The sequence below is a fragment of the Paraburkholderia sp. Ac-20340 genome, assembly GCF_017104965.1.
Lineage (GTDB): Bacteria > Pseudomonadota > Gammaproteobacteria > Burkholderiales > Burkholderiaceae > Paraburkholderia.
The window spans coordinates 1-1170 of record NZ_JAAGPR010000080.1 but is presented as its reverse complement, the minus strand read 5'-3'; the positions used below and the strand labels follow the sequence as shown (position 1 = coordinate 1170).

The 1170-nt window shown below is 72.4% G+C and carries 1 protein-coding gene; it reads left to right on the top strand.

Annotated features, from left to right (window positions below; all coding sequences use genetic code 11):
- Window positions 1–1170, top strand: a 1170-nt coding sequence (locus G3N59_RS36765) for a condensation domain-containing protein (RefSeq protein ID WP_241024850.1), incomplete at both ends; no start/stop codon positions are given.

Below are 1170 nucleotides of genomic sequence, written 5' to 3'. Positions count from 1 at the left end.
TGCGCGCGCGCCTGCCCGCGCATATGGTGCCCGCGGTGCTGCAGCGCCTCGACGCGCTGCCGGTGATGGCCAACGGCAAGCTCGACCGCCGCGCGCTGCCCGATCCCGTCGATACCCCGAACGCCGACGACGCCCTGCCCAGCGCCCCGCGCGACGCACGCGAAGCCCGTCTGCTCGACATCTGGCGCACGGTGCTGGGTTCGGATCGCGTGGGCGTGCACGACAACTTCTTCGAAGCCGGCGGCGACTCGATCCTGAGCCTGCAGGTGGTCGCGCGCGCCGCGCAGGCCGGGCTGCACTTCTCGCTGCAGACGTTCTACGCGCAACCGGTGATCGCCAGCCTCGCGCGCGTCGCCAGCGAGGCGCCGCACGACGCCGCGCCGCTGCCCGCCGAATCGCACGCGCCGCTGCCGCTCACGCCGATCCAGCGCGCGTTCTTCGAGCGCTTCCCGGCAGGCGAATCGCACTGGAACCAGACAGTCACGCTGCGCGTCGATGGCGAACTCGACGTGGCGCGCGTCATCGCCGCGTTGCGCGCGATGATCGCGACGCACGACGCGCTGCGCCTGCGCTTTTTCCACGACGCCGGGCAAGCATCGCCCGGCTGGCGTCAGCAGGTTCAGGCGATCGACACGGTCGAAGCGCTCGACACCCCGCATACGCTGCTCGATCTCGCCGATTTCGACGGTGACGCCAGCGCGCCTCACTGGCCCGCCGCGCTGCGCGAGATCGGCACGCGGCTGCAGGCGAGTCTGGACATCGGCGCGGGCCGTTTGCTGCGCGCCGCCTACGTGCGTTTGCGCGGCGAAGGCCGCCTTGTGCTCACGGCGCACCACCTCGCGGTGGATGGCATGTCGTGGCGCCTGCTGTTCGAGACCTTCGAGCGCGCCTACGCGGGCAACGCGAGCGACGCAAAAGCCGACGCCTTGCCGTGGAGCGCATGGGTCGAGCAGCAACAGGCCGCATCCGGCACGCCCGACGCTGCGGCGCCCGACGCATGGACCGCAATGCACGCGCGCGCGGACGCCGCCGCCGCACGCGCGCAAACCGCCGCCGCACGTCTTGTCGCAGCCGCCGAAGCACACGTAGCACCCGAGGCGCCCGCCCGCCTGCGCGACACCGAAGTCCTCGCCTTCACGCTGCCTGCCGATCTCACCGCGCGCCTGCTGG